This is a genomic window from Rhodanobacter sp. Root480 (assembly GCF_001426645.1).
Taxonomy (GTDB): Bacteria; Pseudomonadota; Gammaproteobacteria; order Xanthomonadales; family Rhodanobacteraceae; genus Rhodanobacter; species Rhodanobacter ginsenosidimutans.
On sequence record NZ_LMEX01000003.1, the window covers coordinates 60,223 to 84,576 of the forward strand.

Here is a 24,354-nt window from a genome sequence, read left to right on the forward strand (position 1 = left end):
CGGTCGGCGGTGATCACCCGATTTGTCATGTTCAACGATTATCATGCCGCGCTCGCGCCGTCCCGCGCGCCCACCGAGGATCGCCATGCACCATCGCCCAACCATCGCCGGCCGTTTCATCCTCGGCATCACGCTCTCGCTGCTGGGTGCTTGCGCCAGCGCGCCGTCGACGACGTCCGCACATGCTGCGATCGATGTACCGGCCATCCAGCGGCCGCAGGGCGAGACGCCGCAATGGTGGTTCCGCAATGGCGCGGCGCAGGCCGCGCAGGCTTCCGCCCAGGCGCATGCCGATGGCCAGCGGGCGAAGAATGTCATCGTGTTCCTGGGCGACGGCATGAGCATCCCCACGATCGCGGCCGCGCACGTCATGGCCGGCCAGCGCAAGGGCGTGGATGGCGAAAGCTACCGCCTCAGCTTCGAGAAGATGCCGTTCAGCGCGTTGTCGCGCACCTACGAAACCGATCAGCAGACCCCCGACTCGGCCGGCACCATGACCGCGATCATGAGCGGCGTAAAGACGCGCGCCGGCTTCATCGGCGTGTCGCAGGTGCCGAAACGGCAGGACTGCGCCGCCAGCCGCGGGCAGGAACTGGTGAGTACGCTGGAACTGGCGGCCGCCGCAGGCATGAGCACCGGCGCGGTGAGCACGGCGCGGATCACGCATGCCACACCCGCGGCCACCTATGGGCATCTCCCCGAGCGCAACTGGGAGGTGGACGCGGCGATGCCGGCCGCGGCACGCGCCGAAGGCTGCAAGGATTTCGCGACGCAGCTGATCGACTTTCCCGCCGCCAACGGACTCACCGTGGCGATGGGCGGCGGGCGGCGGAATTTTCTGCCCGCCGGCGTAGCCGATCCGGAATACCCGAAGAAAACGGGAGCACGCAGCGATGGCCGCAACCTCATTGATGAATGGACGGCCAAACACCCCGACGGGAAATACGTCTGGAACACCGCCCAGCTCGATGCGCTGGATCTGGCGCACACGCCACGCCTGCTGGGCCTGTTCGAGCCGTCGCACATGCAGTACGAACACGAGCGCTCGAAAGGCCCCGGCGGCGAACCCAGCCTGGCGCAGATGACGCGCAGTGCGATCACCGTGCTCAAGCAGAACCCGAACGGCTTCTTCCTGATGGTCGAGGGCGGCCGCATCGACCATGCCCTGCATGCGGGCAACGCGTACCGCGCGCTGGATGAAACGATCAGCCTGGCCGACGCGGTGCAGGCCGCGCTGGACGCCACCGACCCGGCCAATACGCTGATCGTGGTGACCGCCGACCACAGCCATACGTTGACCTTCGCCGGCTACCCGCGCCGTGGCAACCCGATCCTGGGCAAGGTGCGCGGCACCACCGACAGTTACGACGAGGAAAGCACGGGCGCTCTGGCGCACGACGCGACCGGCTTGCCGTACACCACGCTGGGTTTCGCCAACGGCCCCGGCTACACCGGTGCCAGCGACGAGCAGCCCGAGGGGCCGAAACATTTCCCGCACCAGCCGAAACATTTCACGGCGATCAGCAAGGGGCGGCCTGACCTCACCCACGTCGACACCACCGCTCCGGACTACATGCAGGAGGCGGTGGTGCCGCTGGGCGGTGAAACGCATGGCGGCGAGGACGTGGCGATTTTCGCCAGCGGTCCCGGCGCGGCGGCGTTCCATGGCGAGCTGGAGCAGAACGCGATCTTCCACATCATCGTGCAGCACGCGCCGCGGATCCGCGCCGAACTGTGCCGGTTGGGCAGTTGCAATGCTGATGGCGTGCCGGTGGATCGACCCACGCGGCAGGCTTGGCTGCAGCAGCTGGGCGCACCTGCCGCCACCCGGTGACAACGCCGGCGCCGGCGTTGTCGATCGCCGCGCAGGTGCGGGTGATCGCCCATCGCGGCGCCAGCGCATGGCGGCCGGAACACACGCTGGCGTCGTACGCCAAGGCGATTGTTGACGGCGCCGATTTCATCGAGCCCGATCTGGTGATGACGCGCGACGGCGTCCCGGTGGCGCGCCACGGCAACGAGATCGGCAGCACCACCGACGTGGCCGATCACCGCGCGTTCGCCCGCCGCCGCACGCGCAAGCGCATCGATGGCGACTTGGTCGAGGGCTGGTTCGTCGAGGATTTCACCCTGGCCGAGCTGAAACGGTTGCGTGCCCGCGAGCGGCTGCCACCGCTGCGCGGGACGCGCTACGACGGCATGTTCGCGATTCCCACGCTGGAGGAGATCATCGATTTCCTGGCGGTCCAGGCGAACCTGCACGGGCGAACCATCGGTCTCATTCCCGAGCTGAAGCACGGCAGCTATTCGCGCGGACTCGGTCTGCCGATGGAGGATCGCGTGCTGGATATCCTGGCCGCGCACAGCTACACGCGCCATGCGCCGGTGGAGCTGCAGTCCTTCGAGATCGGCAACCTGTTGTACCTGCGTCGCCGGCTGGGACCGGAACGCGCCAACATCAGCCTGCTGCAATTGATCGATGACGATCATCCGCAACCGGCGGATGTGCTGGCCGCGCATGGCACGCTGACCTATGCGCAGATGCTCACGCCCGCAGGCCTGCACCGGATCGCCACGTATGCCGATGCGATCGCGCCGCCGACGCGCATGATCATTCCGCTTGGCGCCGATGGCCGGTTGGCGCATCCGACCACGCTGGTGCGCGACGCGCACGAGGCGGGGCTGCAGGTGCAGCCGTACACGTTTCGCCCGGAAAACATCTTCATTGCCGCCGATTTTCACGATGGCGGAGCACCGGAAGCATGCAACGAGGCCGGCTCCATCGCCGAGATCCGCGCCTATCTCGCTACCGGCATCGATGGCTTCTTCACCGACGATCCCGCGTTGGGGCGCAAGGCACTAGAACAGCGCTGAAACCGCGTGAAATGCGCCAAAAATAGCCTTTGTTATGCTGGCCCATTGTCGCAAGGGGAAAAGCTCTATGGGTTTTATCGCCAAACTGGTACGTCACAAATCAATCGAACACCTGCAGGCCGAGGCCGGGCAGCGCGGCGATTTCCGTCGCGTGCTGGGGTTGTGGCAGCTCACCGCGATCGGCGTGGGTGCGATCGTCGGCGTGGGTATTTTCGTTCTCGCCGGCCAGCAGGCCGCCGCCAATGCCGGCCCTGCGGTCGTGCTTAGTTTTCTCATCGCCGGCCTGGGCAGCGCCTGCGCCGCGCTGGCCTATGCCGAGTTTTCCGGCCTGATCCCGGTTACCGGCAGCGCCTATACCTACAGCTACGCGGTGCTGGGCGAGTTGTTCGCCTGGATCATCGGCTGGGACCTGTTGATCGAATACGCGCTGATCGTAGGCGTGGTGGCGATCGGCTGGTCCGGTTATGTGCAGGCACTGATCGAGCAGCTGTTCGGCGTGCACTTGCCGGTCTGGGCGCAGGGCGCCTACGACCCGCAAAACCCGGACAGCGGCAAGGTGTTCAACGTGATCGCCGCGGCGGTCACCTTGCTGATCGCCTGGATGCTGACGGTGAAGACCGAATGGGGCGCGCGCGCAAACACCGTGATCGTGGCGATCAAGGTGATTGGCGTGGCGCTGGTGATCGGCGTGGGCGTGTTCTACGTCAACACCGACAACTGGCACCCGTTCATCCCCGCGGCGATCACCAGCGAAGGGTTGACCCAGTACGGCTGGGGCGGCGTGCTGGCCGCGTCCAGCATCGTGTTCTTCGCGGTGTTCGGCTATGACACGCTGACCACGGCGGCGGAGGAATCGACCAACCCGCAGCGCGACCTGCCGCGCGCCGTGTTGCTGTCGCTGGCGGTGTCGATGGCGCTGTACGTGATGGTGTCGCTGGTGCTGACCGGCATGGTGCCGTACCAGCAACTGGCCGGCCCGGCGCCGGTGGATGCGGCGTTCAAGGCGCTGGGCCTGCACTGGGTGCGCGGGATCATTTCGGTGGCGGCGGTGGCCGGCATCACCAGCGTGATGTTCGCCTTCATGCTGGGCGCGGCGCGCATCTGGTTTGCGCTGGCGCGCGACGGCCTGTTGCCGAAATGGTTCGCCAGCGTGCACCCGAAGTACGGCACGCCGGCGCGCCCGACCATCATCCTGGGCGTGTTCACCGCGCTGGTGGCCGGTTCGCTGCCGATCGGCGAGGTGGCCGAGCTGGTGAATATCGGTACGCTGGCCGCGTTCATCATCATCTGCGGCTCGGTGCTGCTGTTGCGCGTGCGCAGGCCGGATCTTCCGCGCGGCTTTCGCACTCCGGCGCTGTGGCTGGTGGCTCCGGCGGGCATGCTGTTTTCGCTGTTCCTGATCATCGGCTGGCCATGGTTCAGCGATGGCCGCTTCCACCTGCTGGGCGGCCTGCCGTGGATCACCATCGAGCGCTTCATCATCTGGATGGCGCTGGGCCTGGTCATCTATTTCGGCTTCGGCATCCGGCACAGCCGGCTGGAACGCGAACCGTGATGTGACGAGGCGCCCGGCGGCAAGGTGCCGCCGGGCGTCGTCAATTGACCTGTTCGGCCGCGCGGTGCCGGCTGCTGATGACCCGGTCGCGGCCTTCGCGCTTTGCCTCGCGCATCGCCTGGTCGGCGCGGGCCAGCAGGGCTTCGATGCTTTCGTGCGACAGCTGGCAGGCGGCCACGCCGACGCTGATGGTCAGCGGGCCGTCCGGCCGTTCGACCTTGCGTACGGCCTGGCGCAGCAGTTCGTCGCGCCCGCACGCCTGGGCCAGGTCGAGGCCGGGCAGCAGCAGGGCAAACTCCTCGCCGCCGATGCGCGCCAGCAGATCCGTGCCGCGTGACTGCCTGCGCAATACCCGGGACAGTGCCACCAGCGCGGCGTCGCCGGCGGCATGGCCGTGGTTGTCATTGAGCAGCTTGAAGTGGTCGGCATCCAGATAGAGCAGGCATGCCGGCCGCTGTAGCTGGTGCAGCTCGCGCAGCGCCCGTCGGGCCAGTTCAAGGAAGCGGTTGCGCAACAGCAATCCGGTGAGATCGTCGGTGTTGGCGCGCTCGCGCAACTGCTGCTCCAGTTGAAACTGCGCAAACAGCGTGCGTGCCATGAAGGCCCGCAGCACAGTCGAAAGCATGATCGCGATGAACATGTAGACCACGTACTGCACCACCCGCGTGTGGTCGATGTCGCCGAGCAAAAGCATCGGCAGCGGGCCCAGCGCACATAGCGCCATGGCGCAGAGGAAGTCCCAGCGGGCCAGCCAGATCACCGACGAAGCCACCGGCAGCAGCAACCCCGGCATCACGCCCGAGGCGCCGTGGACATTGCCGATGCTGTTGAGGTTGATGCCGCCTTCCAGCAACAACACGCACAGCAGCGCGAGCAGGCTGAGGTGTCGCGGTTCGCTTGCGCGGCGTGCCGTCATGGCCACCAGCAGCAGCGGCAGCAGCGGCGCCAATCGCAGCGGCAACGGCAGGGCCGAGCTGCGGATGAAGGTGCTGGCGATGGCCGCCACGGCATAAGCCAGCGTGGCCACCAGCATCAGTGCATGGATCATCGGGCCACGCTGCCGCGCCAGATAGCGAACGTATTCGCGGCGCTGGTCGGCGTCGTCGGTGTGTCGTCGGCTCTCGAACAAGGCGGCCATGGAGGTCTCGTGGGTGAAAGCGGTGCGGGAACGGATCAACTCGCAAAGACACTGAGGGTGACTCAGCAAGATCGATGCCAAGGCCACGCCAGTGGGTGGGGCCGTGACCTTCGGCATGGGTTAAGCGCAGGGGCGCCGGTCTAGCATCGACGGGCCGTATCTCTGTCATGACAGCTTTGCCTGCGAAACACGCTCCAGGCGAGCCGCGTGGCTACGTTTGCGCTGCGGGTGCGGCGCTGCCTGTCGGGCGCCCGATCCGATCCCTTTCCCCGGAGAAGCTTTTGAAACTCACCAGCCTCACTTCAGCCCTCGCCGCCGTTGCCCTCGGGATCAGCTCCTTCGCGGCTTTCGCCGATGTGCCACCGCCGCGCGATGTGCCGTTCGAAGGGACCGTGCAGATCAACGTGGATGCCACCGACGTGGCCCATCGCATCTTCCGCGTGCACGAGGTCATCCCGGCGCAGCCCGGTCCGCTGACCCTGCTGTACCCGCAGTGGCTGCCGGGCAACCATTCGCCGACCGGGCCGATCGACAAGCTGGCCGGCCTGGTAGTGACCGCCAACGGCAAGACGCTGCCGTGGAAGCGCGACACGGTGAACGTCTACGCCTTCCACGTCGATGTGCCGGCCGGCGCCAGCAGCGTGGAGGTGGCGTTCCAGTTTCTCTCGCCGCAGGAAAGAAACCAGGGCCGCGTGGTGATGACGCCGGAAATGCTGAACCTGCAGTGGAACGCCAGCTCGCTGTACCCGGCCGGCTACGCCACCAAGGGGATCACCGCCAAGGCCAGCGTGAAATTCCCCGCCGGCTGGCAGTTCGGCAGTGCGCTGGAAGTGGCGTCGCGCGACGGCGACACCGTGCACTTCAAGCCGATCAGCTACGACAACCTGGTCGATTCGCCGATCTACGCGGGCAAATATTTCAAGCGCGTGGATCTCGACCCGGGCGCCAAGGTGCCGGTGCATCTCAACATCGTGGCCGATGCGCCGAAGTATCTGGAGATCACGCCGGAGCAGCTGAAAGTGCACCGCAACCTGGTGCAGCAGATGTACAAGCTGTACGGCGCGCGCCACTACAACCACTACGATTTCCTGTTCTCGCTGAGCGACAAGATGAGCGGCAACGGCCTGGAGCATCACCGCTCCAGCGAGAACGGCGTGGGCACCGGCTACTTCACCGAGTGGGACAAGAACGTACTGGACCGCGACCTGCTGCCGCACGAATTCAACCACTCGTGGGACGGCAAATACCGCCGCGGCGCCGACCTCACCACGCCCAGCTTCAACGTGCCGATGGAGGATTCGCTGCTGTGGGTGTACGAAGGCCAGACCCAGTTCTGGGGCTTCGTGATGGCGGCGCGCTCGGGCCTGTGGAGCGAAGCGCAGACGCGCGACGCGCTGGCCGAGGTGGCGGCGCGCTATGACCGCGGCCGCCCGGGCCTGGCCAGCTGGCGCAACCTGCAGGACACCACCAACGACCCGATCATCGCCCAGCGCGCGCCGCTGCCGTACCGCAACTACCAGGCCAGCGAGGACTACTACTCCGGCGGCCAGATGATCTGGCTGGACGTGGACGCCAAGCTGCGCGACCTCAGCCGCGGCAAGCACTCCATCGACGATTTCGCCAAGGCCTTCTTCGGCATGAACGACGGCGACTGGGGCGTCAACACCTACGTGTTCGAGGACGTGGTCAAGACCCTCAACGACATCCAGCCGTATGACTGGAACAGCTACCTGCGCACGCGGCTGGATGGCCACGGCCCGCTGATCGGTGGCGTCGAGGGGCACGGCTGGAAGCTGGTCTACGACGACAAACCGTCCGACATGGTGAAGGCCGCCGAGGCACGCCGGCATTCCGCCGACCTCACCTATTCGATCGGCCTGTCGATCGGCAAGGGCGGCGCCATCGGCGACGTGCTGTGGGACAGCCCCGCGTTCAAGGCCGGCATTTCCCCCGGCATGATCGTGGTGGCGGTCAACAACCATGAGTACGACGCCGACGCGCTGAAGGACGCGATCACCGCCGCGGCGAAGGACAAGAACCAGCCGGTGGAATTGCTGGTGAAAAACTTCGACGAGTACAAGACCGTGCGCATCGACTACCACGGCGGCCTGAAGTACCCGCACCTGGTGCGCGACGACAGCAAGCCGGACACGCTGGGCAAGCTGCTCAAGGCACGCTGACTGATGCCTTTCCTTCCCCCGCTTGCGGGGGAAGGTGCCCGGAGGGCGGATGAGGGCGCTTTTCGCCGTGCAAAAGCGAAATCAAGAGGCCCCCATCCGCCTTCGGCACCTTCCCCCGTAAACGGGGGAAGGGAAAGCTGGGGCCTCCCGCGCTGCGGTTGTTACACCGACAGCGTGCGCCCACCATCCACGCGCAACACCTGTCCGGTTACGAACGGCGCATCGCGCAACAGCCACAGCACCGCGCTGGCCACGTCCTCGGGCGTGCCGGCGCGCTGCATGGGCGTGCGTGCCAGCATGGCCTGTTGATCGTCATAAGGCTTGCCGTCGCTCGGCCACATGACGGCGCCGGGTGCCACGCCGTTGACGCGTACCAGCGGTGCCAGATCCAGTGCCAGCGAACGCGTCATCGCCGCCAGCGCGGCCTTGGCCATGCAGTACAAGGGGTGGTTCGCCAGCGGCCGCTCGGCATAGATGTCCAGCAGATTCACGATGCCGCCGCGCGCCTCGCGCAGCGCGGGCACGGCCGCCTGGCTGAGGAAGAATGGCGCCTGCGCGTTGGAGGCAAACAGCTCGTTCCATTGCGTCGGCGTGGCCTCGCCCACGGGAGTGGGGTAGAACGCGGAAGCGTTGTTGACCAGCGCATCGAGCCGGCCGTAATGCGCCAGCAACGACTCGACCAGCGCGGGCAGCGCGGCGGTATCGGCGAGCTCGCCCTGCAGCAGCAAGGTGCTGCCTGCGCGTTGCCGTTCCAGCGTGTCGGCCAGCGCGGTGGCCTCGGCGGCGGAGTGGCGATAGTGCAGCGCCACGTCGTAGCCGGCCGCATGCAGCGTGTGCGCGATCACCGCACCCACGCGGCGGGCGGCGCCGGTGATCAGGACGACGGGACGTTCAGTGGGTGACTTCATGCATCGGTTCCACGACGATTCGACCCACAGCTTGCCGCAAAGCCCGGCGGGGCGTCACCGCCACGCTGCGGCCACGCTCATTCCGGCGTGGGCTTGCGCGGTTTCCGGCTGACCGTCTTGTGCGCCGCGCCGGCCGCCTTGCTTGCGCTGCCCACGACGTTGCGCGCCGTTTTGGCCGCCTTGCGCGCGGTGCCCGCCACCTTGCGTGCGGCGCCGACGACGGACTTCTCCCCGCTGCTGCGCGACGGTTTCGCTTTCGGCTTGGCCGGCGCGGCGCCATCACCAGCGCCTTCGTCGGCGTCACCTTCGACGGCGATCTCGCTCTCGAACATCTCGATCGCCGTTTGCGCCACTTGTCCCGTGTCGTAGTACGCATACGCGCCCACGCCCAGTGCACCGATCACCGGCAGCCAGCGCGAGAGGCCCTTGTTCAAGGTGCGCTGGGTGATCTTGACGCCCACCTGGCGCGCCACCCGCTGCGCCACGCTGTGCGACATGCGGCGGAATACCAGCCGGTCGCCCATGCGCACCACCAGGTCGCGGAACGCCTGCGCCGCAGTGTGCCGGAACAGGCACCACAACATCTGCTCGCGCCCCAGCGTGGCGTGCCGGCCGTAGGCGGCGGCGATGTCGCTGACCATCTGGCCCTGGATTTTCCAGATCGCCACCAACTCCGGCAACAAGGTCAGCCAGCCCAGCGGGCCGGGCGGCAAGGCCAGTGAACCGGCCGCCAGCGCCGCGCGCTGGGCCGCGCGGGTGGCGAGCTTGCGCGCCTCGCTGTCCGGGTCGGTGCTGTGGCCGATGCGGCTCGCCGGTACCTGGCTGACGAAGTCCAGCACGGCCTGCGCGATGCGGCCGTGGTCGGTGGGCATGAGGGTGGCGGGAACGTTTTCGCTGCGACTTGGCATGCGGACTCCGTGGCGGCGTGCCGGTGTGGACGCACTCACTCGCCAGTGTAGGCACGCGACGTGAAGCGCGGGTGGCGCCACGGGCTCGCAGGAGCGACTTCAGTCGCGATGCTTCTGGTTCATCGACGAAAGGCATCGCGACTGAAGTCGCTCCTACAAAAAGCAGGGCTTCCCAGCGGCCCGTGACTTGCGGCAGGGGGCGCTTGCGATCGAATAGATATGTTATAACATAACAATAAATCTCCCCGCCCCACTGGAATCCCTGATGAACCCTTCCCTGCTCGCCGCGAGCCTTGCCGTCGCGCTGGCCGTGCCGTCCACCCGCGCCCTTGCGGCCGATGCGCCAGCGGCAACCGCGCTGCCCCAGGAGAGCAATGCGCAGAATCTCAGCGTCATCGACGTGTCGGCCGCGCTGGACCAGGCGCGCAACGCGCTGTCGCCCGACACCGGCAGCAGCCAGTACGTGATCGACCACAAGGCCATCGCGCAACTGCCGCTGGGCGCGTCCACGCCGATGAACCAGGTGCTGCTGCAGGCGCCCGGCGTGGTGCAGGATTCCTACGGCGGCCTGCATGTGCGCGGCGATCACGCCAACCTGCAATACCGCATCAACGGTGTGATCATCCCCGAGTCGATCTCCGGCTTCGGCCAGACCCTGGACACGCGCACGATCCAGACCGTGAAGCTGCTCGACGGGGCGCTGCCGGCACAGTACGGCCTGCGCACGGCGGCCGTGGTCGACATCACCACCCGCAGCGGCCATGACCTTGGCAACGGCGGCAGCGTGGGCATCACCGGCGGCTCGTTCGGCACGCTCAATCCGAACGCCTCGATCTGGGGCAACGCCGATCGCTGGAGCTGGTTTTTTACCGGCAACTACATGGAAAACGACGCCGGCATCGAAAACCCCACCGCCAGCCGCAAGCCCGTCCACGACCACACCAACCAGGCGCGCGGCTTCGGCGACATCAGCTACCTGATCAACGACACCACCCGCCTCAGCTTCCTGTTCGGCGTCAGCAACAACCGCTTCGAAATCCCCAACAACCCGAACCAGCAACCGGAGTTCGGCTACCTCGATACGGTGGATTTCAATTCGGCCGATCTGAACGAGCGTCAGCGCGAAAACACCCGTTTCGGCGTGCTGGCCCTGCAAGGCAAGGTGGGCGCGACGAACTACCAGGTGTCGCTGGGCCAGCGCTACACCAGCGTGGCCTACAGTCCGGACCGGATCGGCGAACTGATGTTCAACGGCGTCGCCTCCGACGTCGGCCGCAGCAATCGCGCCAGCACGCTGCAGGCGGATTTCGCGATGCCGATGGGCAGCAGCCACACCTTGCGCTACGGCCTTTACGGCAGCTTCGAGCGCGCCGCCAGCGGCAACGATGCGTGGGTGTTTCCCGCCGATGCCGACGGCAACCAGGCCAGCACCACGCCGCTCAACATCCTCGACAACAGCCGCCTCATTGCCAAAACCTGGTCCGCCTACGTGCAGGACGAATGGAGCCTCGGCGAAGACTGGACGCTTAACTACGGCCTGCGCGGCGACAAGTACCAGCTGACCCGCACCGAGAGCCAGTTGAGCCCGCGCCTGGGCCTGGTGTGGCAGGCCAGCGACAGCACCGTGGTGCATGCCGGCTACTCGCGCTATTTCACGCCGCCGGCCACCGAGATGATCGCCAGCAGCAACATCGCCAAGTTCGACGGCACCACCAACGCGGTGGCCGACAGCGGCAACAACACGCCGCTGGCCGAGCGCTCGGACTATTTCGATGCCGGCATCCAGCAAACCATCGGCACGGCCTGGACCATTGGTGTGGACGCGTACTACCGCAAGGTGCAGCGGCTGCAGGATGAAGGACAGTTTGGCTCGGCGCTGGTCTATTCCACCTTCAACCTGGCCGACGGCCGCGTGAAGGGTGTGGAATTCACCGCCAATTACGCGCAGGGACCGCTGTCGGCGTACTTCAACGCCTCGCTGGGCAAGGCCATCGGCAAGCGCATCATCACCAGCCAGTACAACTTCGATCCGGCTGACCTGGCCTACATCGACAACCACTGGACCCTGCTGGATCACGACCAGAAGCTGACTTCGTCCGGCGGCATCCACTACGCGTTGAACGATCGCACCAAGGTCGGCGCCGACTACCTGTTCGGCAGCGGCCTGCGCAAGGACGGCGACGTGCCCAACGGTGCCTCGCTGCCGGCGTATTTCCAGCTGAACCTCAACGTCGCGCATGACTTCATGCTGGGTGACAGCGGCAAGTTGCACACGCAACTGGCGCTGCTCAACGCGCTCGACCGCAGTTACGCGCTGCGCGATGGCAGTGGCATCGGTGTCGGCGCCCCGCAGTTCGCCCCGCGCCGTGGCGTCTACCTCAGCGTGCAGAAGGATTTTTGAGGAGCTGGGAACAGGGAATGGGGAATCGGGAATGGCAGGAGCGGTGGGCCGTATCCACTATGCTTGCGGCGCTATCACCACCCGTCAAAGCCGATGCCTTCCCGACTCCCCGAACCCAGCGCCGACGAGCGCGCGCATTCCGACCATCTGCTGCAGCTGCTGCGCGAGATGATCGCCTCGCACGGGCCGCTGCCGTTTTCGCAATACATGGAGCGTTGTCTGTACGCGCCGGGGCTGGGCTACTACAGCGCCGGCCGCACCAAGTTCGGCGCCGCCGGCGACTTCGTCACCGCGCCCGAGCTGGGGCCGTTGTTTGCGCGCTGCGTGATCCACGCGTTGCAGCCCACGCTGGCGTCGCTGGGCGACGAGGCGGATTTCCTCGAGCTGGGCGGCGGCAGCGGTGCGTTTGCCGAAGCGGCCTTGTTGGCCTTCGCGGACAGCGGCACGCTGCCGCGTCATTACCTGATTCTTGAGCCCAGCGCTGACCTGCGCGAGCGCCAGCGCGAACGCCTCGCCGCCAGCTTGCCGGCCGATCTGAATGCCCGCGTGCGCTGGTTGGATCGTCCGCCCGAGCAGGATTGGCGCGGCGTGCTGTTCGCCAACGAGGTGATCGACGCGCTGCCGGCGACGCGTTTCACGTTGCGCGACGGCGAGGTGTACGAGGAATACGTGGCGCTGGATGGCGAGGGCCGCCTGATGCGCGTCGATCGCCCCGCCGATGCACTGGTAGGTGGCGCCGTGCGCCATGTCGAGCGCGACATCGGCAACGAGTTCCCCGCCGGCTACCGCTCGGAAATCCTGCCGCAGCTGCCGTACTGGATCCAGGCCGTGGCCGGTTCGCTGGTGGCGGGCCTGATGCTGTTCATCGACTACGGCTACGTGCGCCGCGAGTTCTACCTGCCGCAGCGTGATGACGGCACGCTGATGGCGCATTACCGCCACCATGCGCACAACGATCCGCTGTACCTGCCGGGCCTGAACGACCTCACCGCCTCGGTCGATTTCACTGCGCTGGCCGAGGCCGGCAACAGCGCCGGCTTCTCCGTGGCCGCCTACCTGCCGCAGGCGCAGTTCCTGATCGGCGCCGGCCTGCAGGCCATCTTCGAGCACGAGCAGGCGCAGGCTGCGGACGAACACGCGCGCTACCGCCTGTCGCAGCAGGTCAAGACCTTGATGCTGCCCGACCAGATGGGCGAGCGCTTCCAGGCGATGCTGCTGGCGCGCGGACTCGATGTGCTGGCGTTGCCGGCCGAGCTGATGGCGGCCGACCAGGGCGGACGGCTTTGAGCAAGGCGATGGACGTCCAGACGTCCGGAAGGTTGCGTTGGCATGGGGCTTGGGTGGTGCTGGGCGGCGCGATCATGCTGTTCGTGACATGGATGGCGCTGACGCCGGACCCGGGCATCACGTTGTCATTCACCTACGGCGACAAGCTGCTGCACGCCACCACTTTCTGCTGCCTGATGGGCTGGTGGGGCAATGTTTACCGCGGCCATCGCGCACGCGCTTGGACCGTGTTGGGCTGTCTCGCGTTCGGATTGTTCATCGAATTTGCGCAGTGGCTGGACCCGCCACGCGATGCCAGCGGTTGGGACGTGCTGGCCGATGTGGTCGGCGTGTTCGTGGGGTTGCTGTTGCTGCGCACGCCACTGGCCCGCGTGCTGGCGGGCATCGAAACGGCTGTTGGTCGCAGGCGCGCCCGGTGAGGGGTCAGCGCGCCCACACGCCTGGCGTCATCGCCTGCCGCTACTGGCAGCCGCGGCAGGCGCGGTGACGGTCGGTGGTGTCAGTGGCTGCACCGGTAGGGCGTCGTCCGGCCGGCGCACCAGCTTGCCGCGTTTGAACAGGTCGCTGGCGACCTGGTAGTAGGCGATCGTCTGGGCGATCTGCTCCTCGTTCTGCGGTGTGATGGCGGCGCCGTCGCCGGTGACGTAATCCGGCTTCATCTGCTCCAGCTTGCGGCCGGGTTCCAGCACGGTGAGCACGTCATTGTGCAGATAGCCCAGCTTTTCGTAGGTGGCCGGGAAAGCGCGTTCGCGGCCCGGTTCCAGCTGGAACACGTCGTAGCCGAAGAAGCGCGAGCGGTAGCTGAAGTCGAGCAGGCCCAGCAACGTGGGGGCGATGTCGATCTGGCTGGTCAGCCGTTCGACCCGCTGCGGCTTGATGTGCGCCGGCGCGTAGATCCACAGCGGGATGTGGTAGCGGTTCACCGGCACGCTGGTCTTGCCCGCGCTGGAGGCGCAGTGGTCGGCGGTGATCACGAACACGGTGTCGTTGAAATACGGCTTCGCCCGCGCCCGCTTGATGAAATCACCGATCGACCAGTCGGTGTACGCCACCGCGCCGGCGCGGGTGTGCTCTGCCTGCTTCACCCGGCCTTCGGGGAAGGTGTACGGGCGGTGGTTGGAGGTGGTCATGATGTGCAGGAAGAAGGGTTTTCCCGCCGCGTGGATCTGGTCCATCTGGCCCAGCGCCAGCGTGTACATATCCTCGTCAGCCACGCCCCACACGTTTTCGCTGTGGATCGTGGCGCTCTTCGGGATGTCGCGACGGTCGACCGTGCGGTAGCCGTTGCTGCCGAAGAACTGGTTCATGTTGTCGAACTCGCCGTAACCGCCGTAGACGAAGTCCGACTGGTAGCCGCGGTCGTTGAAGATGTCCGCCAGCGAGAACAGGTTTTCGTTGTGCTTTTCCTTCAGCAGCGAGTCGCCGGGCGTGGGCGGCACCGACAGCGACAACGCTTCCAGCCCGCGCACGGTGCGCGTGCCGTTGGCGTAGAGGTTGTCGAAGAACATGCTCTGGCCGACCAGCGAGTCGAGATACGGCGTGATGCCTTCCTTGTTGCCGAACGTGGCCAGGTAATCGCCGGACAGGCTTTCCACGCTGATCAGCACCACGTTGAGGTGCCGCTCCGGCCCGGCATGGCGGATCGCGCGGGTGAGGTCGCGCGGGTCGTCGCTGACATAGGTGGCGTCGGGCGTCTTCAGCATCTCGCGTACGCGGCGGAACGCTTCGTCCTCCGGCAGGGTGCGGTAGAACTTCGCGTAGTCGAGATGGCTGCTGCGGAACGCGTTGAAGAACTGGTAGATGCCGTTGCCGGCCAGTTCGTTGACGTAGTTGTTGCCGGTGCGGTCCTTCATGCCGCCGTTCACCGCGGCGACCGAGATGATGGTCAGCACCAGCCACAGCAGCGCCACCTTGCCGCGCTGCCAGAAGCGGCTGCCGTCATCGCGCGCGCGCAGGCCGCGCCGGCTGATCGCGAACAGCACCAGCGCGCCGACCACCAGCAGAGCCAGCCAGCGGTCGATCGGATACGACTCGCGGATATTGCCGATCACCTCGGTGGTGTAGACCAGATAGTCCACCGCGATGAAATTGAAGCGCACGCTGAACTCGTTCCAGAACACCAGTTCGGACGCCGCCACGAACAGCAGCCCGTACAGCAACAGCAGCGCGAAGCCGTACAGCACCCACTGGCCGGCACGCGAGGTATAGGTGAACGCGGTCAGTGGCAGCACGAACAGGAATGGCAGGATCGCCGGCCAGGTGGTCCTCAAGGTGGCGTGGTACATCAGGTGCAGCACCACCAGGCAGAGGGCGCAGGTCAGCACCAGCGCGGCGGCGCACAGCAGCCAGCGCCGCAGCCCGTGCATGCGTCCGGTCCGCGTCGGCACCAGCCACAGGAACAGCACCATCGGCCAGGCCACGTAGATGAAGGTGATCAGGTCGTAGCCCAGCCCGACGCCGAAGGCGTAGAGCAGGTTGCCCGGCGTGTGCGGCACTTCCGCGCCGGACATCACCAGCAACACCACCCGGGTGACGAACGCGATCGCCAGGAAGACGATGCCCAGCCACAGCAGCGGGCGGAAACGCTGGCGCAATGTTGAAGAGGGCGGGTAGGTGCGCGACACGGGCAGCTCCAGCAAGCGTGGGGTTGATCGGCGTCCCGGGCGGGCGATCAGTGTTGCGGCTTTATAGCGCGATCAGCTTGCTGGAAGCTTAGTTTTCACCGTGGCGATGGCGTCGATGCGCGCCCGCTCCATCGCCGCGCCGATGGCCGGCCCGGCCAGGCCTTGCGCCACGAACGCGGAAGCATTGACGGCGGCGGCCGCGGCGCAGGCCTCGCGCAGGTAATCCGCTTGCGGGTAAGCGTCGTCCTGGTGACCGAGGCGGCCACGCTTGTCGGCCATGCAGGCGGCCAGGAAAGCGTCCAGTCGCGCCGGGCGCCGCAAGGCATCCAGCGAGGACAGCAATTTGGCCACGGTGGCCGGTTTCAGTTCGAACGCGCGATGCGCATTCAGATGCTCGCGGCACACCGCCTCGGCCAGCGCAGCATGTTCGGTGGGCACCTTCAATCGCGCCGCCAGCTGGCGCAGCGGGGCCAACCCGCGTTGTTCGTGGCCGATGTGGCGGGGCAGCGCATCGGCCGGCGTCAACGCCTTGCCCAGGTCGTGGGTGAGCGCGCAGAAGCCGACCAGGTCGTTGCGCGGCGCCAGTTTCGCGGCGGCATCCAGCACCATTTCCACGTGCACGCCGGTGTCGATTTCCGGGTGGAACTCGGCGCGCTGCGGCACGCCATACAGCGCATCCACCTCGGGAAACAGCACGCGCAGCGCGCCGGCTTCGCGCAGCACGCGCAGGAAGGCCGAAGGTCGCGGCTCGGTCAGCGCCTTGCGCGTTTCCGCCCACACGCGCTCCGGCACCAGGTGATCGACCTCGCCATCGCGCACCATCTGCTGCATCAGGGCCATGGTTTCGGCGGCCACGGTGAAACCCAGCGGCGCGAAGCGGGCGGCGAAACGGGCCACGCGCAGCACCCGCACCGGGTCTTCCACGAACGCCGGCGACACGTGGCGCAACACCCGCGCCTCGATATCGCGCACGCCATCGAACGGGTCGGTCAATGCGCCGTGTTCGTCGCGCGCGATCGCGTTGATGGTGAGGTCGCGGCGCGCCAGATCCTGCTCCAGCGTCACCGTGGCGTCGGCCTGGAATACAAAGCCGTGATAGCCGCGACCAGTCTTGCGCTCGGTGCGCGCCAGCGCGTATTCCTCGCCCGTGTCCGGGTGCAGGAACACGGGAAAGTCCTTGCCCACCGGCCGGTAACCCAGCGCCAGCAGGTCGTCCGGCGTGGCCCCGACCACTACGTGGTCATGGTCCACCACCGGTCGGTCCAGCAGGGCATCGCGGACGGCGCCGCCGACAAGATAGATACGCATGCCGCGATCTTGCCACGCGCCGCGCATGCGCATCGTCATGGTGTTCAGCGGGCGGCGTAGATGAAGCCGTCGTCGCTACCGAAATACACGCTGCCGTCGTGCACCGCGGGCGACGAGTAGACCGTGCCTTCGGTGGACACGTAGCCCAGCAGTTTGCCGGTGGGTCGGTCCAGCGCCACCAGCTCGCCATCGCATAAGCCCACGTACACGGCCTTGCCGACCACCACCGGCGAGGAAAACACGCGCCCGCGGGCATCGAACGACCATTGCTGCTTGCCGCTGGCCGCATCGACCGCCAGCACGGTATGCGCATCGGAAGTGCCGACGTAGACCGCGCCGTCGGCCACCGCGGGGCTGGAGATCACCCATGAGCCCTGGTTGTCGAACGCCCAGCGCTTGGTGCCGGTGCGGGTATCCAGCGCGTAGAGAAAGCCATCGCGACTGCCGAAATACACCGTGCCGCCGGCCACGGCGGGTGACGATTGCACTTCGCCCAGCGGAAACTGGGCATTGCCCGCGGTCTTGAACGTCCAGCGCGGTTTGCCATTGCGGGCGTCCAGCGCGTAGAGCTTGCCATCCATGCTGCCGGCGTAGACCACGCCATCGGCCACCGCTGGCGTAGCACGCACGCGGGCCTGGGTCTGGAACGACCACAACGGCTTGCCGTCAGCCGTGTCGAGCGCGTACACGCGGCCATCGGCGCTGCCCACGTACACCACGCCGTCGGCCACGACGGGCGAGGACTGGTAGAAATCCCAGCCCATGTACGGCGGCGGCAACGGCTTGCCGGTGCGGAACGTCCAGCGCGATTTGCCGCTGGCAGCGTCGACGGCGTGGATCGTGCCATCGCCGGCGGCGACGTAGACCGAGGTGGCATCGGTGGCCGGCGAGGAGGTTAGTTCGCCGTCGGTGTGGAACGTCCACTTCTTCTTGCCGTCGACCGCGCCCAGCGCGTACAGGTTGCCGTCGTGGCTGCCGACGTAGACGGTGTCGTGTGCCACCACCGGGCTGGAGCGGTTCAATCGACCGGTATGGAACTTCCACGCCGGTGCGATGAGCTCGGGCGCGTTGGCATTCAGCAGCGCATCGCGCCAGCCACTGGTGGCGCACACGCCACTGCGCTCGGGGGTGCAGCCGAACATGCCCGCCCGCGCCGCCGACGTGCACAGCACGCCGCCCCACGCCACGGTGGCCAGCACCAGCATTCGCATCCAGGAGCTCGATGACATTCGTGTAAACCCCTTCAGGTGGTTCCCGGCAGACGGCCTGCCGAAAAGTGCCCCACTGTGTGGCAGGCGCCTCAGCGGCGCAACGAACGCGCGGCCGACAGCCGTCGTTGCCGCGCGGAGGCCGTCAGCAGCCGTGGCAGCCAGGGGGCGAACGCCTGTGGCGTGATGCCCAGCATGGCGTAGCCGTCGTTCTTGCCCACCGAATCGGTGCGCAGCGAGCGGAAGTTGTCCAGCGAGAAGGGTTTGCCCGGCAGCAGTTCGGCCAGTTGCGCCTGCAGCCGGCCGAGGCCGTCGGGCAGTGCGAGGATCGGCGTACGGCGCCCACTGGCGTCGCGGATCAGTCGCACGATCTCGCCCAGTGAAAACACATCGGGCCCGTAAAGCTCGAAGCAGCGCTGGCGGCCGAGCGCCGGGTTGTCGACGCAGCGGGCGATGGCCGCGGCCACGTCGCCCACCCAGGTCGGCGCCAGCCGCGCCTGGGCGCGCGCCAGCGGCAGCACCGGCAGCTGACGCAGCAGGCGGCCGAACCGGTTCACCAGGCCATCGCCTTCGCCGAACATCACGCTGGGCTGGTACAGGGTCCAGTCCAGGCCGGACTGGCGCACGCGTGCCTCCATCTGGCCGCGCGATTTCAGGTAGTTGGACAGGCCCTGGCCGGCCTTCAGCGCGCTCATCTGGTGCAGCCGGGTCACGCCGTTGGCGCGGCAGGCCTCGATCACTTTCTCGACCAGTTCCACGTGCACGTGCTCGAAGCTGTGGATGCCGCGCGGGTTGAGGATGCCGACCAGGTTGATCACGGCATCGGCGCCGGCCAGCTCGCGCTGCAGGACAGCCGGATCGTGCGCGTCGGCGCTGCGCACCTGCACCCCGGGCAGCACGCCGAGCTCGCGATGCTGCTCGCGGTTGCGGCTCAGCACCACGACGCGGTGGCCATCGGCGGCCAGTCGCGGCACCAGGTGGCGGCCGACGAAACCGGTGCCGCCGAGCACGACGAGTTGTTGGGCGGGCATGCTCAACGCCCGTCGGCTGAGGTGGCGACCGGCGCGGCGGCGGACGTTGCCGCCGCCGGTGCCGTGCTGGCCGGGCAGCTGATGGCCTTGCGCGCGGCGTTCGCCGCCGCTGTCGCATACGGCTGGCCGATGGTGCTGAGGCGGGTCGTCAGCGGAATCACGGTGCCGTTGAGGCGCCAGTCGTAGATCACGCTGAACGCCATCACGCGGGCCACGTATTCGCGCGTTTCCTTGAACGGGATGCTGGCGATGAAGACGTCCGGCGCCAGCGTGCCGCGCGCGGCCAGCCACTGGTCGACGCGGTTGGGACCGGCGTTGTACGCGGCGCTGGCCAGCCATGGCGAACCGTCGAAACGCGACGCCATATGGGCCAGATAACGCGTGCCCAGCGCGATGTTGGTGACCGGGTCGTAGAGGGTGTCGCCGCCGCCCCAGCTCATGCCGTTGCGCCGTGCCACCAGCGCGCCGGTGCTGGGCAGCAACTGCATCAGTCCGCGCGCATCGGCGCCGGAGCGGGCGTCGCTCATCCAGGCGCTTTCCGCGCGCAGGATGCCGTAGGCCCACGCCGGATCGATCCCGGCTGCTTCGGCCTGGGGCACCAGGCCATCTTGGCTGGCCAGCGGGAAACGCAGGTCGTACAGGCGCAAGGCGTCACCACTGCTGAAGGCGAACACGGCGCGGTCGTACCAGCCGCGCTGGTTGGCGAGCGCGGCGGCCGCACGCACGGTGGCCTGATCGGCGCCTTGCAGGGCGCGGTTCCATTCGCGCCGCGCCGGTTTCGGCAGGTCGACCGCGAACAGCTCCAGCGCGCGTTGCAGCCCCGGCCGTGCCAGCAGAGCGGCCTGCTGTGCGGGGTCGTCGGCCAGCGTCAGCGGGCAGATGGCGTACGGCTGGCCCAGCTCGTCGGCGGCCAGGAAACCGAAGAAGGTCGCTTCGTCCGCCAACGTCTTGAACTGATTTTTCGCCTCGGCGGCATCGCCTTGTGCGGCCAGCGCGCGGCCATGGAAATAGCGCCATTCGCCGTCCTGGCGCAGCGTCGCCGGCATCGCCTCGATTGCCGCGATCACCGCCGGCCAGTTCTGTCGCGCCAGCGCCACGCGGGCGCGCCACTCGAAGGTGGCGTCGGTTTGCGCGGCAGGCGGCAGGGCGATCAGCCGTGCCAGCGCGCGGTCGTCGAAATCGGTGGCGTGGAACAGCGCCAGCGTGGCGAGAATGTGGTTGCGCTGGGCCTCGCTGAACGGGAAGCGGCCTTGCAGCGTCTGCCAGCCCGCGTCGGCACTGGTGGACTGGCGTCGTGCCAGCCGCGTCAGGGCCAGCGTCGCGGCCCGGGTGTTGCGCTCACTGCTGGTCCAGCCGGATGCGGCGGCCACGGCGGCGGCCGGGTCGCGCCAGGCCTGCGCCAGGTGCAGCGCGGTGGGCTGATCGGCGGCAGGCAGCCAGGATGCCAGGCTGGCGACGGTGCCGGCCTTGCCGGCGTCGGCGGCGCGATCGATCCGATCCCACAAGCGCGCCGTGGTCAGCAGGCCCTGGTCGTGCGCGGCGCTCAGCACCGGATCGCAAGCGCCGGGCAGGTCGGGCTTGGCCCACAACGCGGCCAGGTCGCGCTGGAAATCGAGCGTGCCGCCGCCGGCCAGGCTGGCCTGCAGCGCGTTGCAGGCCAGCGCGTCGCCCAGGCCGGGCTGGTACAGCGCGGTAAAGTCGGCCCAGTCCTCGCGTCGCGCCAGCTCGCGCAGGAAATCGCGGCGCAGGTCGGCGGCGGGGATGAGGTCGGGGTAGCTCGCCAGATAATCCTCGACTGCGGCGCGGTCGATCAGGCGGATGTCGTGTTCCAGCGCCGCGGCCGGCAGGTACGGGTACAGCGGGTAGTCGTGCAGGCCGGCCGCCAGCGTACGCCAGCCGGGATCGCCCTGACTGGCGGCGGCGTAGGCCTGCTTGAACGCGGTGCGCTGCGCATCGATGGAGGCCGCGGCCTGCGCCTGTGGCATGGCCAGCAAAGCACCGGCCGCTGCCAGCAACCCGCAGATAAAGCGCCGTGGCGCTGCACTCAAAAACATGGAAGCTCCTCTTTGGCCGATCCCCAGTGTAGTGGATGCGTCCCGTACCGCCGCCGTGAAGGCCGTGGTGCCGGCGCTGCTAAACTGGCGCGCTCCCACGCTTCAACCCACCAAGGACCGGCATGCCGTCCCCATCGTTGCCCCGCTACCGCCCGCAGGTGTTCGTCTGGCTGGGTTTGTTGCTCGCCGCGTTGGCGGTTGCCCTGGGCTGGTGGGTCGAAGGGCGGCCGGTGGCGCTGCCGGATGCGCCGTCGGCGCGGATTTCCTGCGTGTCCTACGCACCGTTCCGCGATGCGGGGGAGACCCCGCTCGATCCCAACGCCTTCATCAGCCCGCAGCGGATCGATGCCGATCTGCAGGTGTTGTCGCAACGCTTCGACTGCGTGCGCACCTACTCGCAGGGACAGGGCCTCAGCGCCGTGCCGCGGATCGCCGCGCGCCACGGCATGAAAGTGCTGATGGGCATCTGGCTGGGCGCCGATCCGAAGGCCAATGAGGAACAGGTACGCCTGGGCATCGCCGCGGCCAAAGAAACACCGCAGGCCTTGCGCGGCGTGATCGTGGGCAACGAAGTGCTGCTGCGCGGCGAATTGTCGGCGTCGGCGCTAGCGGGCTACGTGCGTCAGGTGCGCGACGCGGTGGACGCGCCGGTGACCTACGCCGACGTGTGGGAATTCTGGCTGCGCTACCCGCAACTGGCCGCGTCGGTGGACTACATCACCATCCACATCCTGCCGTATTGGGAAGACAAGCCGGTGGCGCCCGAGCGCGCCGTGCAACACGTGGCCGAGGTCTATGCCCGGGTGCAGCAGGCGTTTCCCGGGCGGCGCGTGATGATCGGCGAAACCGGCTGGCCCAGCGCGGGCCGGCCGCGCCAGCGGGCCGCCGCCAGCGTGATCAACGAGGCGCGCTACCTGCGCGAGTTCCTGCGCTACGCGGCGAAGGTGGATCTGCCGTACAACGTGATCGAGGCGTTCGACCAACCGTGGAAGCGGGCGCAGGAAGGCACCGTCGGCGGTTACTGGGGCATCTTCGACGCGCAGGCGAAAGCCAAATTCCCGATGCAGGGACCGGTGGTGGAAGAGCCGCGCTGGTGGATCGGTGAAGCCGCCGCGGGCGCCGGCGCGCTGCTGTTCGTGCTGGTCGGCGGCTGGCGGCGGCGTTGGCGCGGACGACTGGCGCTGATGCTGGCCGGCTGGGCCAGTGGCGGTGCGCTGGCGTGGCAGGCGCGGCAAATGGCCTACGCCTGCCGCGACGCCTGGGAATGGAGTATCTCGACCATCGCCTGCCTTTGCGCGCTGGGCACCGCGCTGTGGCTGGCGCGCTGGATCGCGGCACGGCTGGATGGCGAGCAGCGGGCGGAACTGCCGATGCTGCCGGTGCGCTTCGGCTGGCTGTTTGTACTGGCTTTCTACGGCTTGCTGCTGGTGTTCGACGGCCGCTACCGCGATTTCCCGCTGGGACTGTTCGCGTTGCCTTGCGTGGGTTTTGCGCTGGCCGCGTGGCTGAGCCCGCGCGCGGTGTCGGCACCGTTGCTGGAGGCGCGCTTCCTGGCCGTCGCCTTGCTGCTGCTGGGCAGCATCGTGCTGGTGCAGGAGCGTGGCCTGAATCCCGCCAGCTGGTTATGGCTGGGACTGAACCTGCTGCTGGCCGTGCCGGTGTTGCTCGGCTGGTGGCGCGCTGCGCGGCGGCGTGGCCTGCCGACGCAACAGGCGTAGGCAGCCGATCAGCAGGGCCAGCGCGCCCGCTTCGAAGCAATAGAGCTCAAGCGCAAACACGCCCAGCGCCGCGGCCAGCCACGCCAGCCATGCGCTTCGGTGCAGCAGAGCCGCAGCCGCGGCGATCAGCGCCGCGATACCGTAGATGTCATGCAGGAAACCCAGCACCAGCCATTGCCGCACGCTGCACCACCACGGGCCGTTGGCGGCGCCGCACAGCTGACCCATCGCGCTGCTTTCGATCAGGCCGTAGCGCAGCACCGCGGCGCCCACGCCCACCAGCGCCAGCAGCAGCCAGGGCAGGGCGGTTCGCCACCGTTGTCCGGCGGTGGTCGTCATTCGCGGTGACCGTTGGCGACGCTGCCGACGTTGGCCGGCAAGCGGATTTCCGCCGCCAGCGGCAGATGGTCGGAGAACGCCTGAGGCAGCGCCCAGACCTTGTCCAGCACGATGCCGGGCGAGGTGATGATGTGATCCAGCGCCCGCCGCGGTTTCCAGCTGGGAAACGTGGGCGTCGCCTGCGCGGGCGGCTGCAGGCTGCATTTGGCGAACAGCCGGGCCATCTCGGTGCTGCCCGGCTCGGTGTTGAGGTCGCCCATCAGCACCGCGTGCGGAAAATCCTGCAGCAGCTCGGCGATGAAGCCCAGTTGCTGCGCGCGGGCCGCGGCGCTGAGCGACAGGTGCGCGATCATCACCGCCAGCGCATTGGGGCCTTCACCGAATTGCGCCAGCAGCGCGCCGCGGCCGGGGATGCGGCTGGGCAGCGGGTAATCCAGCACGGCGTGCGGCTCCATCCGGCTGATCAGGCCATTGGCCGAATGCGCCAGCCGCGCCATCGGCCGGTTGGGCTGGTGGCTCCAGAACGGCATGCCGGCGGTTTCCGCCAGGTAGCGCGTCTGGTTGAGGAAACCCGAACGCAGGCTGCCGGCGTCGGCCTCCTGCAGGCCGATCACGTCGAACTGCGGCAGCACCTCGGCCAGCCGGTCCAGGTTGTCCATCTTGCTGCGCCCGGGCAGCACCGCGCTGAGGCTGCGGGTGACGTACTCGCGATAACGCTGCACGCTGCCGCCCGCCAGGATGTTGCAGCTGAGCAGGCGCAAGCGGCGTTCGTTGCCGCTTGCGGGGCTGCTGGTGGTGGGTACGGCGCGGTTCATCGCATC

Annotated in this window: 18 protein-coding genes; 8 read left to right on the plus strand and 10 right to left on the minus strand. The window is 67.8% G+C overall.

Annotated elements, in window-relative coordinates:
• Positions 1-85 precede the first annotated feature (85 nt).
• The 3 genes from ASD22_RS13070 (at position 86) to ASD22_RS13080 (ending at position 4,429) form a co-directional block, all read left to right on the plus strand.
• Entirely contained in the window at positions 86-1,834 is a 1,749-nt protein-coding gene (locus ASD22_RS13070) for an alkaline phosphatase (protein ID WP_056084418.1), read from the plus strand.
• Positions 1,831-2,874: a glycerophosphodiester phosphodiesterase gene (locus ASD22_RS13075; protein ID WP_235577640.1), complete on the plus strand. Its 1,044-nt coding sequence runs from the start codon at positions 1,831-1,833 to the stop codon at positions 2,872-2,874. The genes ASD22_RS13070 and ASD22_RS13075 overlap by 4 nt, the downstream gene beginning before the upstream one ends.
• 67 nt (positions 2,875-2,941) lie before the next feature.
• Positions 2,942-4,429: an amino acid permease gene (locus ASD22_RS13080; protein ID WP_056084421.1), complete on the plus strand. Its 1,488-nt coding sequence runs from the start codon at positions 2,942-2,944 to the stop codon at positions 4,427-4,429.
• Between the two features lie 40 nt (positions 4,430-4,469).
• Here the strand turns inward: ASD22_RS13080 and ASD22_RS13085 are convergent, their stop codons facing one another.
• On the minus strand, positions 4,470-5,567 hold the full coding sequence (locus tag ASD22_RS13085; protein WP_056085137.1) for a GGDEF domain-containing protein: 1,098 nt from the start codon (positions 5,565-5,567) through the stop codon (positions 4,470-4,472).
• 281 nt (positions 5,568-5,848) lie between these two features.
• On the opposite strand from ASD22_RS13085, the gene ASD22_RS13090 reads away from it, so the two are divergent.
• Positions 5,849-7,747, plus strand: a complete 1,899-nt coding sequence (locus ASD22_RS13090; RefSeq protein WP_056084424.1) for a M61 family metallopeptidase — start codon at positions 5,849-5,851, stop codon at positions 7,745-7,747.
• Positions 7,748-7,908: 161 nt separating this feature from the next.
• Here ASD22_RS13090 and ASD22_RS13095 read toward each other — a convergent pair whose 3' ends face one another.
• A complete protein-coding gene (locus ASD22_RS13095; RefSeq protein WP_056084427.1) occupies positions 7,909-8,655 on the minus strand; it encodes a pteridine reductase in 747 nt (248 codons plus the stop codon).
• Between the two features lie 77 nt (positions 8,656-8,732).
• The gene (locus tag ASD22_RS13100; RefSeq protein ID WP_056084429.1) at positions 8,733-9,563 is read right to left on the minus strand and encodes a hypothetical protein; all 831 of its coding nucleotides are present in this window, start codon (positions 9,561-9,563) and stop codon (positions 8,733-8,735) included.
• A 265-nt stretch (positions 9,564-9,828) separates the two neighbouring features.
• Between ASD22_RS13100 and ASD22_RS13105 the strand changes: the two genes are divergently transcribed.
• From ASD22_RS13105 to ASD22_RS13115, 3 genes are all read left to right on the plus strand, one after another.
• Positions 9,829-11,964, plus strand: a complete 2,136-nt coding sequence (locus ASD22_RS13105; RefSeq protein WP_056084432.1) for a TonB-dependent receptor — start codon at positions 9,829-9,831, stop codon at positions 11,962-11,964.
• A 93-nt stretch (positions 11,965-12,057) separates the two neighbouring features.
• Positions 12,058-13,251, plus strand: coding sequence for an SAM-dependent methyltransferase (locus tag ASD22_RS13110; protein WP_056084435.1), 1,194 nt, complete (start codon positions 12,058-12,060; stop codon positions 13,249-13,251).
• 8 nt (positions 13,252-13,259) lie between these two features.
• Positions 13,260-13,670: a VanZ family protein gene (locus tag ASD22_RS13115; protein ID WP_056084438.1), complete on the plus strand. Its 411-nt coding sequence runs from the start codon at positions 13,260-13,262 to the stop codon at positions 13,668-13,670.
• 27 nt (positions 13,671-13,697) lie between these two features.
• Here ASD22_RS13115 and ASD22_RS13120 read toward each other — a convergent pair whose 3' ends face one another.
• The 5 genes from ASD22_RS13120 to ASD22_RS13140 all read right to left on the minus strand — a co-directional run bounded on the left by ASD22_RS13120 (position 13,698) and on the right by ASD22_RS13140 (position 21,476).
• Entirely contained in the window at positions 13,698-15,875 is a 2,178-nt protein-coding gene (locus ASD22_RS13120; protein WP_235577641.1) for an LTA synthase family protein, read from the minus strand.
• 72 nt (positions 15,876-15,947) lie between these two features.
• Positions 15,948-17,183, minus strand: coding sequence for a multifunctional CCA addition/repair protein (locus ASD22_RS13125; protein ID WP_056085139.1), 1,236 nt, complete (start codon positions 17,181-17,183; stop codon positions 15,948-15,950).
• A gap of 44 nt (positions 17,184-17,227) precedes the next feature.
• Complete coding sequence (locus tag ASD22_RS13130; RefSeq protein WP_162245077.1) at positions 17,228-18,394, minus strand: PQQ-binding-like beta-propeller repeat protein; 1,167 nt, start codon at positions 18,392-18,394, stop codon at positions 17,228-17,230.
• Between the two features lie 89 nt (positions 18,395-18,483).
• Positions 18,484-19,422 carry a complex I NDUFA9 subunit family protein gene (locus tag ASD22_RS13135; protein WP_056084445.1) on the minus strand — a complete coding sequence of 313 codons (939 nt, stop codon included), beginning with the start codon at positions 19,420-19,422 and terminating at the stop codon, positions 18,484-18,486.
• Positions 19,423-19,424: 2 nt separating this feature from the next.
• Entirely contained in the window at positions 19,425-21,476 is a 2,052-nt protein-coding gene (locus ASD22_RS13140) for a transglycosylase SLT domain-containing protein (protein ID WP_056084446.1), read from the minus strand.
• 122 nt (positions 21,477-21,598) lie between these two features.
• Between ASD22_RS13140 and ASD22_RS13145 the strand changes: the two genes are divergently transcribed.
• Complete coding sequence (locus ASD22_RS13145; protein WP_056084449.1) at positions 21,599-23,194, plus strand: hypothetical protein; 1,596 nt, start codon at positions 21,599-21,601, stop codon at positions 23,192-23,194.
• Here ASD22_RS13145 and ASD22_RS16460 read toward each other — a convergent pair.
• Positions 23,099-23,533 (minus strand): hypothetical protein, encoded by a 435-nt coding sequence (locus tag ASD22_RS16460; RefSeq protein WP_056607967.1) that lies wholly within the window; start codon positions 23,531-23,533, stop codon positions 23,099-23,101. The two genes, ASD22_RS13145 and ASD22_RS16460, sit on opposite strands and share 96 nt — an antisense overlap.
• Positions 23,530-24,348 carry an endonuclease/exonuclease/phosphatase family protein gene (locus ASD22_RS13150; protein ID WP_007081369.1) on the minus strand — a complete coding sequence of 273 codons (819 nt, stop codon included), beginning with the start codon at positions 24,346-24,348 and terminating at the stop codon, positions 23,530-23,532. Before ASD22_RS13150 ends, ASD22_RS16460 begins: the two co-directional genes overlap by 4 nt.
• Positions 24,349-24,354: the final 6 nt, after the last annotated feature.

Excerpts from the sequence above, each read along its gene's own strand:
- ASD22_RS13145 (WP_056084449.1), top strand. The coding sequence starts at position 21,599 with ATGCCGTCCCCATCGTTGCCCCGCTACCGCCCGCAGGTGTTCGTCTGG.
- ASD22_RS13150 (WP_007081369.1), bottom strand. The coding sequence starts at position 24,348 with ATGAACCGCGCCGTACCCACCACCAGCAGCCCCGCAAGCGGCAACGAA.
- ASD22_RS13110 (WP_056084435.1), top strand. The coding sequence starts at position 12,058 with ATGCCTTCCCGACTCCCCGAACCCAGCGCCGACGAGCGCGCGCATTCC.
- ASD22_RS13125 (WP_056085139.1), bottom strand. The coding sequence starts at position 17,183 with ATGCGTATCTATCTTGTCGGCGGCGCCGTCCGCGATGCCCTGCTGGAC.
- ASD22_RS13095 (WP_056084427.1), bottom strand. The coding sequence starts at position 8,655 with ATGAAGTCACCCACTGAACGTCCCGTCGTCCTGATCACCGGCGCCGCC.
- ASD22_RS13115 (WP_056084438.1), top strand. The coding sequence starts at position 13,260 with ATGGACGTCCAGACGTCCGGAAGGTTGCGTTGGCATGGGGCTTGGGTG.
- ASD22_RS13100 (WP_056084429.1), bottom strand. The coding sequence starts at position 9,563 with ATGCCAAGTCGCAGCGAAAACGTTCCCGCCACCCTCATGCCCACCGAC.
- ASD22_RS16460 (WP_056607967.1), bottom strand. The coding sequence starts at position 23,533 with ATGACGACCACCGCCGGACAACGGTGGCGAACCGCCCTGCCCTGGCTG.
- ASD22_RS13105 (WP_056084432.1), top strand. The coding sequence starts at position 9,829 with ATGAACCCTTCCCTGCTCGCCGCGAGCCTTGCCGTCGCGCTGGCCGTG.
- ASD22_RS13130 (WP_162245077.1), bottom strand. The coding sequence starts at position 18,394 with ATGCGAATGCTGGTGCTGGCCACCGTGGCGTGGGGCGGCGTGCTGTGC.
- ASD22_RS13140 (WP_056084446.1), bottom strand. The coding sequence starts at position 21,476 with ATGTTTTTGAGTGCAGCGCCACGGCGCTTTATCTGCGGGTTGCTGGCA.
- ASD22_RS13080 (WP_056084421.1), top strand. The coding sequence starts at position 2,942 with ATGGGTTTTATCGCCAAACTGGTACGTCACAAATCAATCGAACACCTG.
- ASD22_RS13085 (WP_056085137.1), bottom strand. The coding sequence starts at position 5,567 with ATGGCCGCCTTGTTCGAGAGCCGACGACACACCGACGACGCCGACCAG.
- ASD22_RS13070 (WP_056084418.1), top strand. The coding sequence starts at position 86 with ATGCACCATCGCCCAACCATCGCCGGCCGTTTCATCCTCGGCATCACG.
- ASD22_RS13135 (WP_056084445.1), bottom strand. The coding sequence starts at position 19,422 with ATGCCCGCCCAACAACTCGTCGTGCTCGGCGGCACCGGTTTCGTCGGC.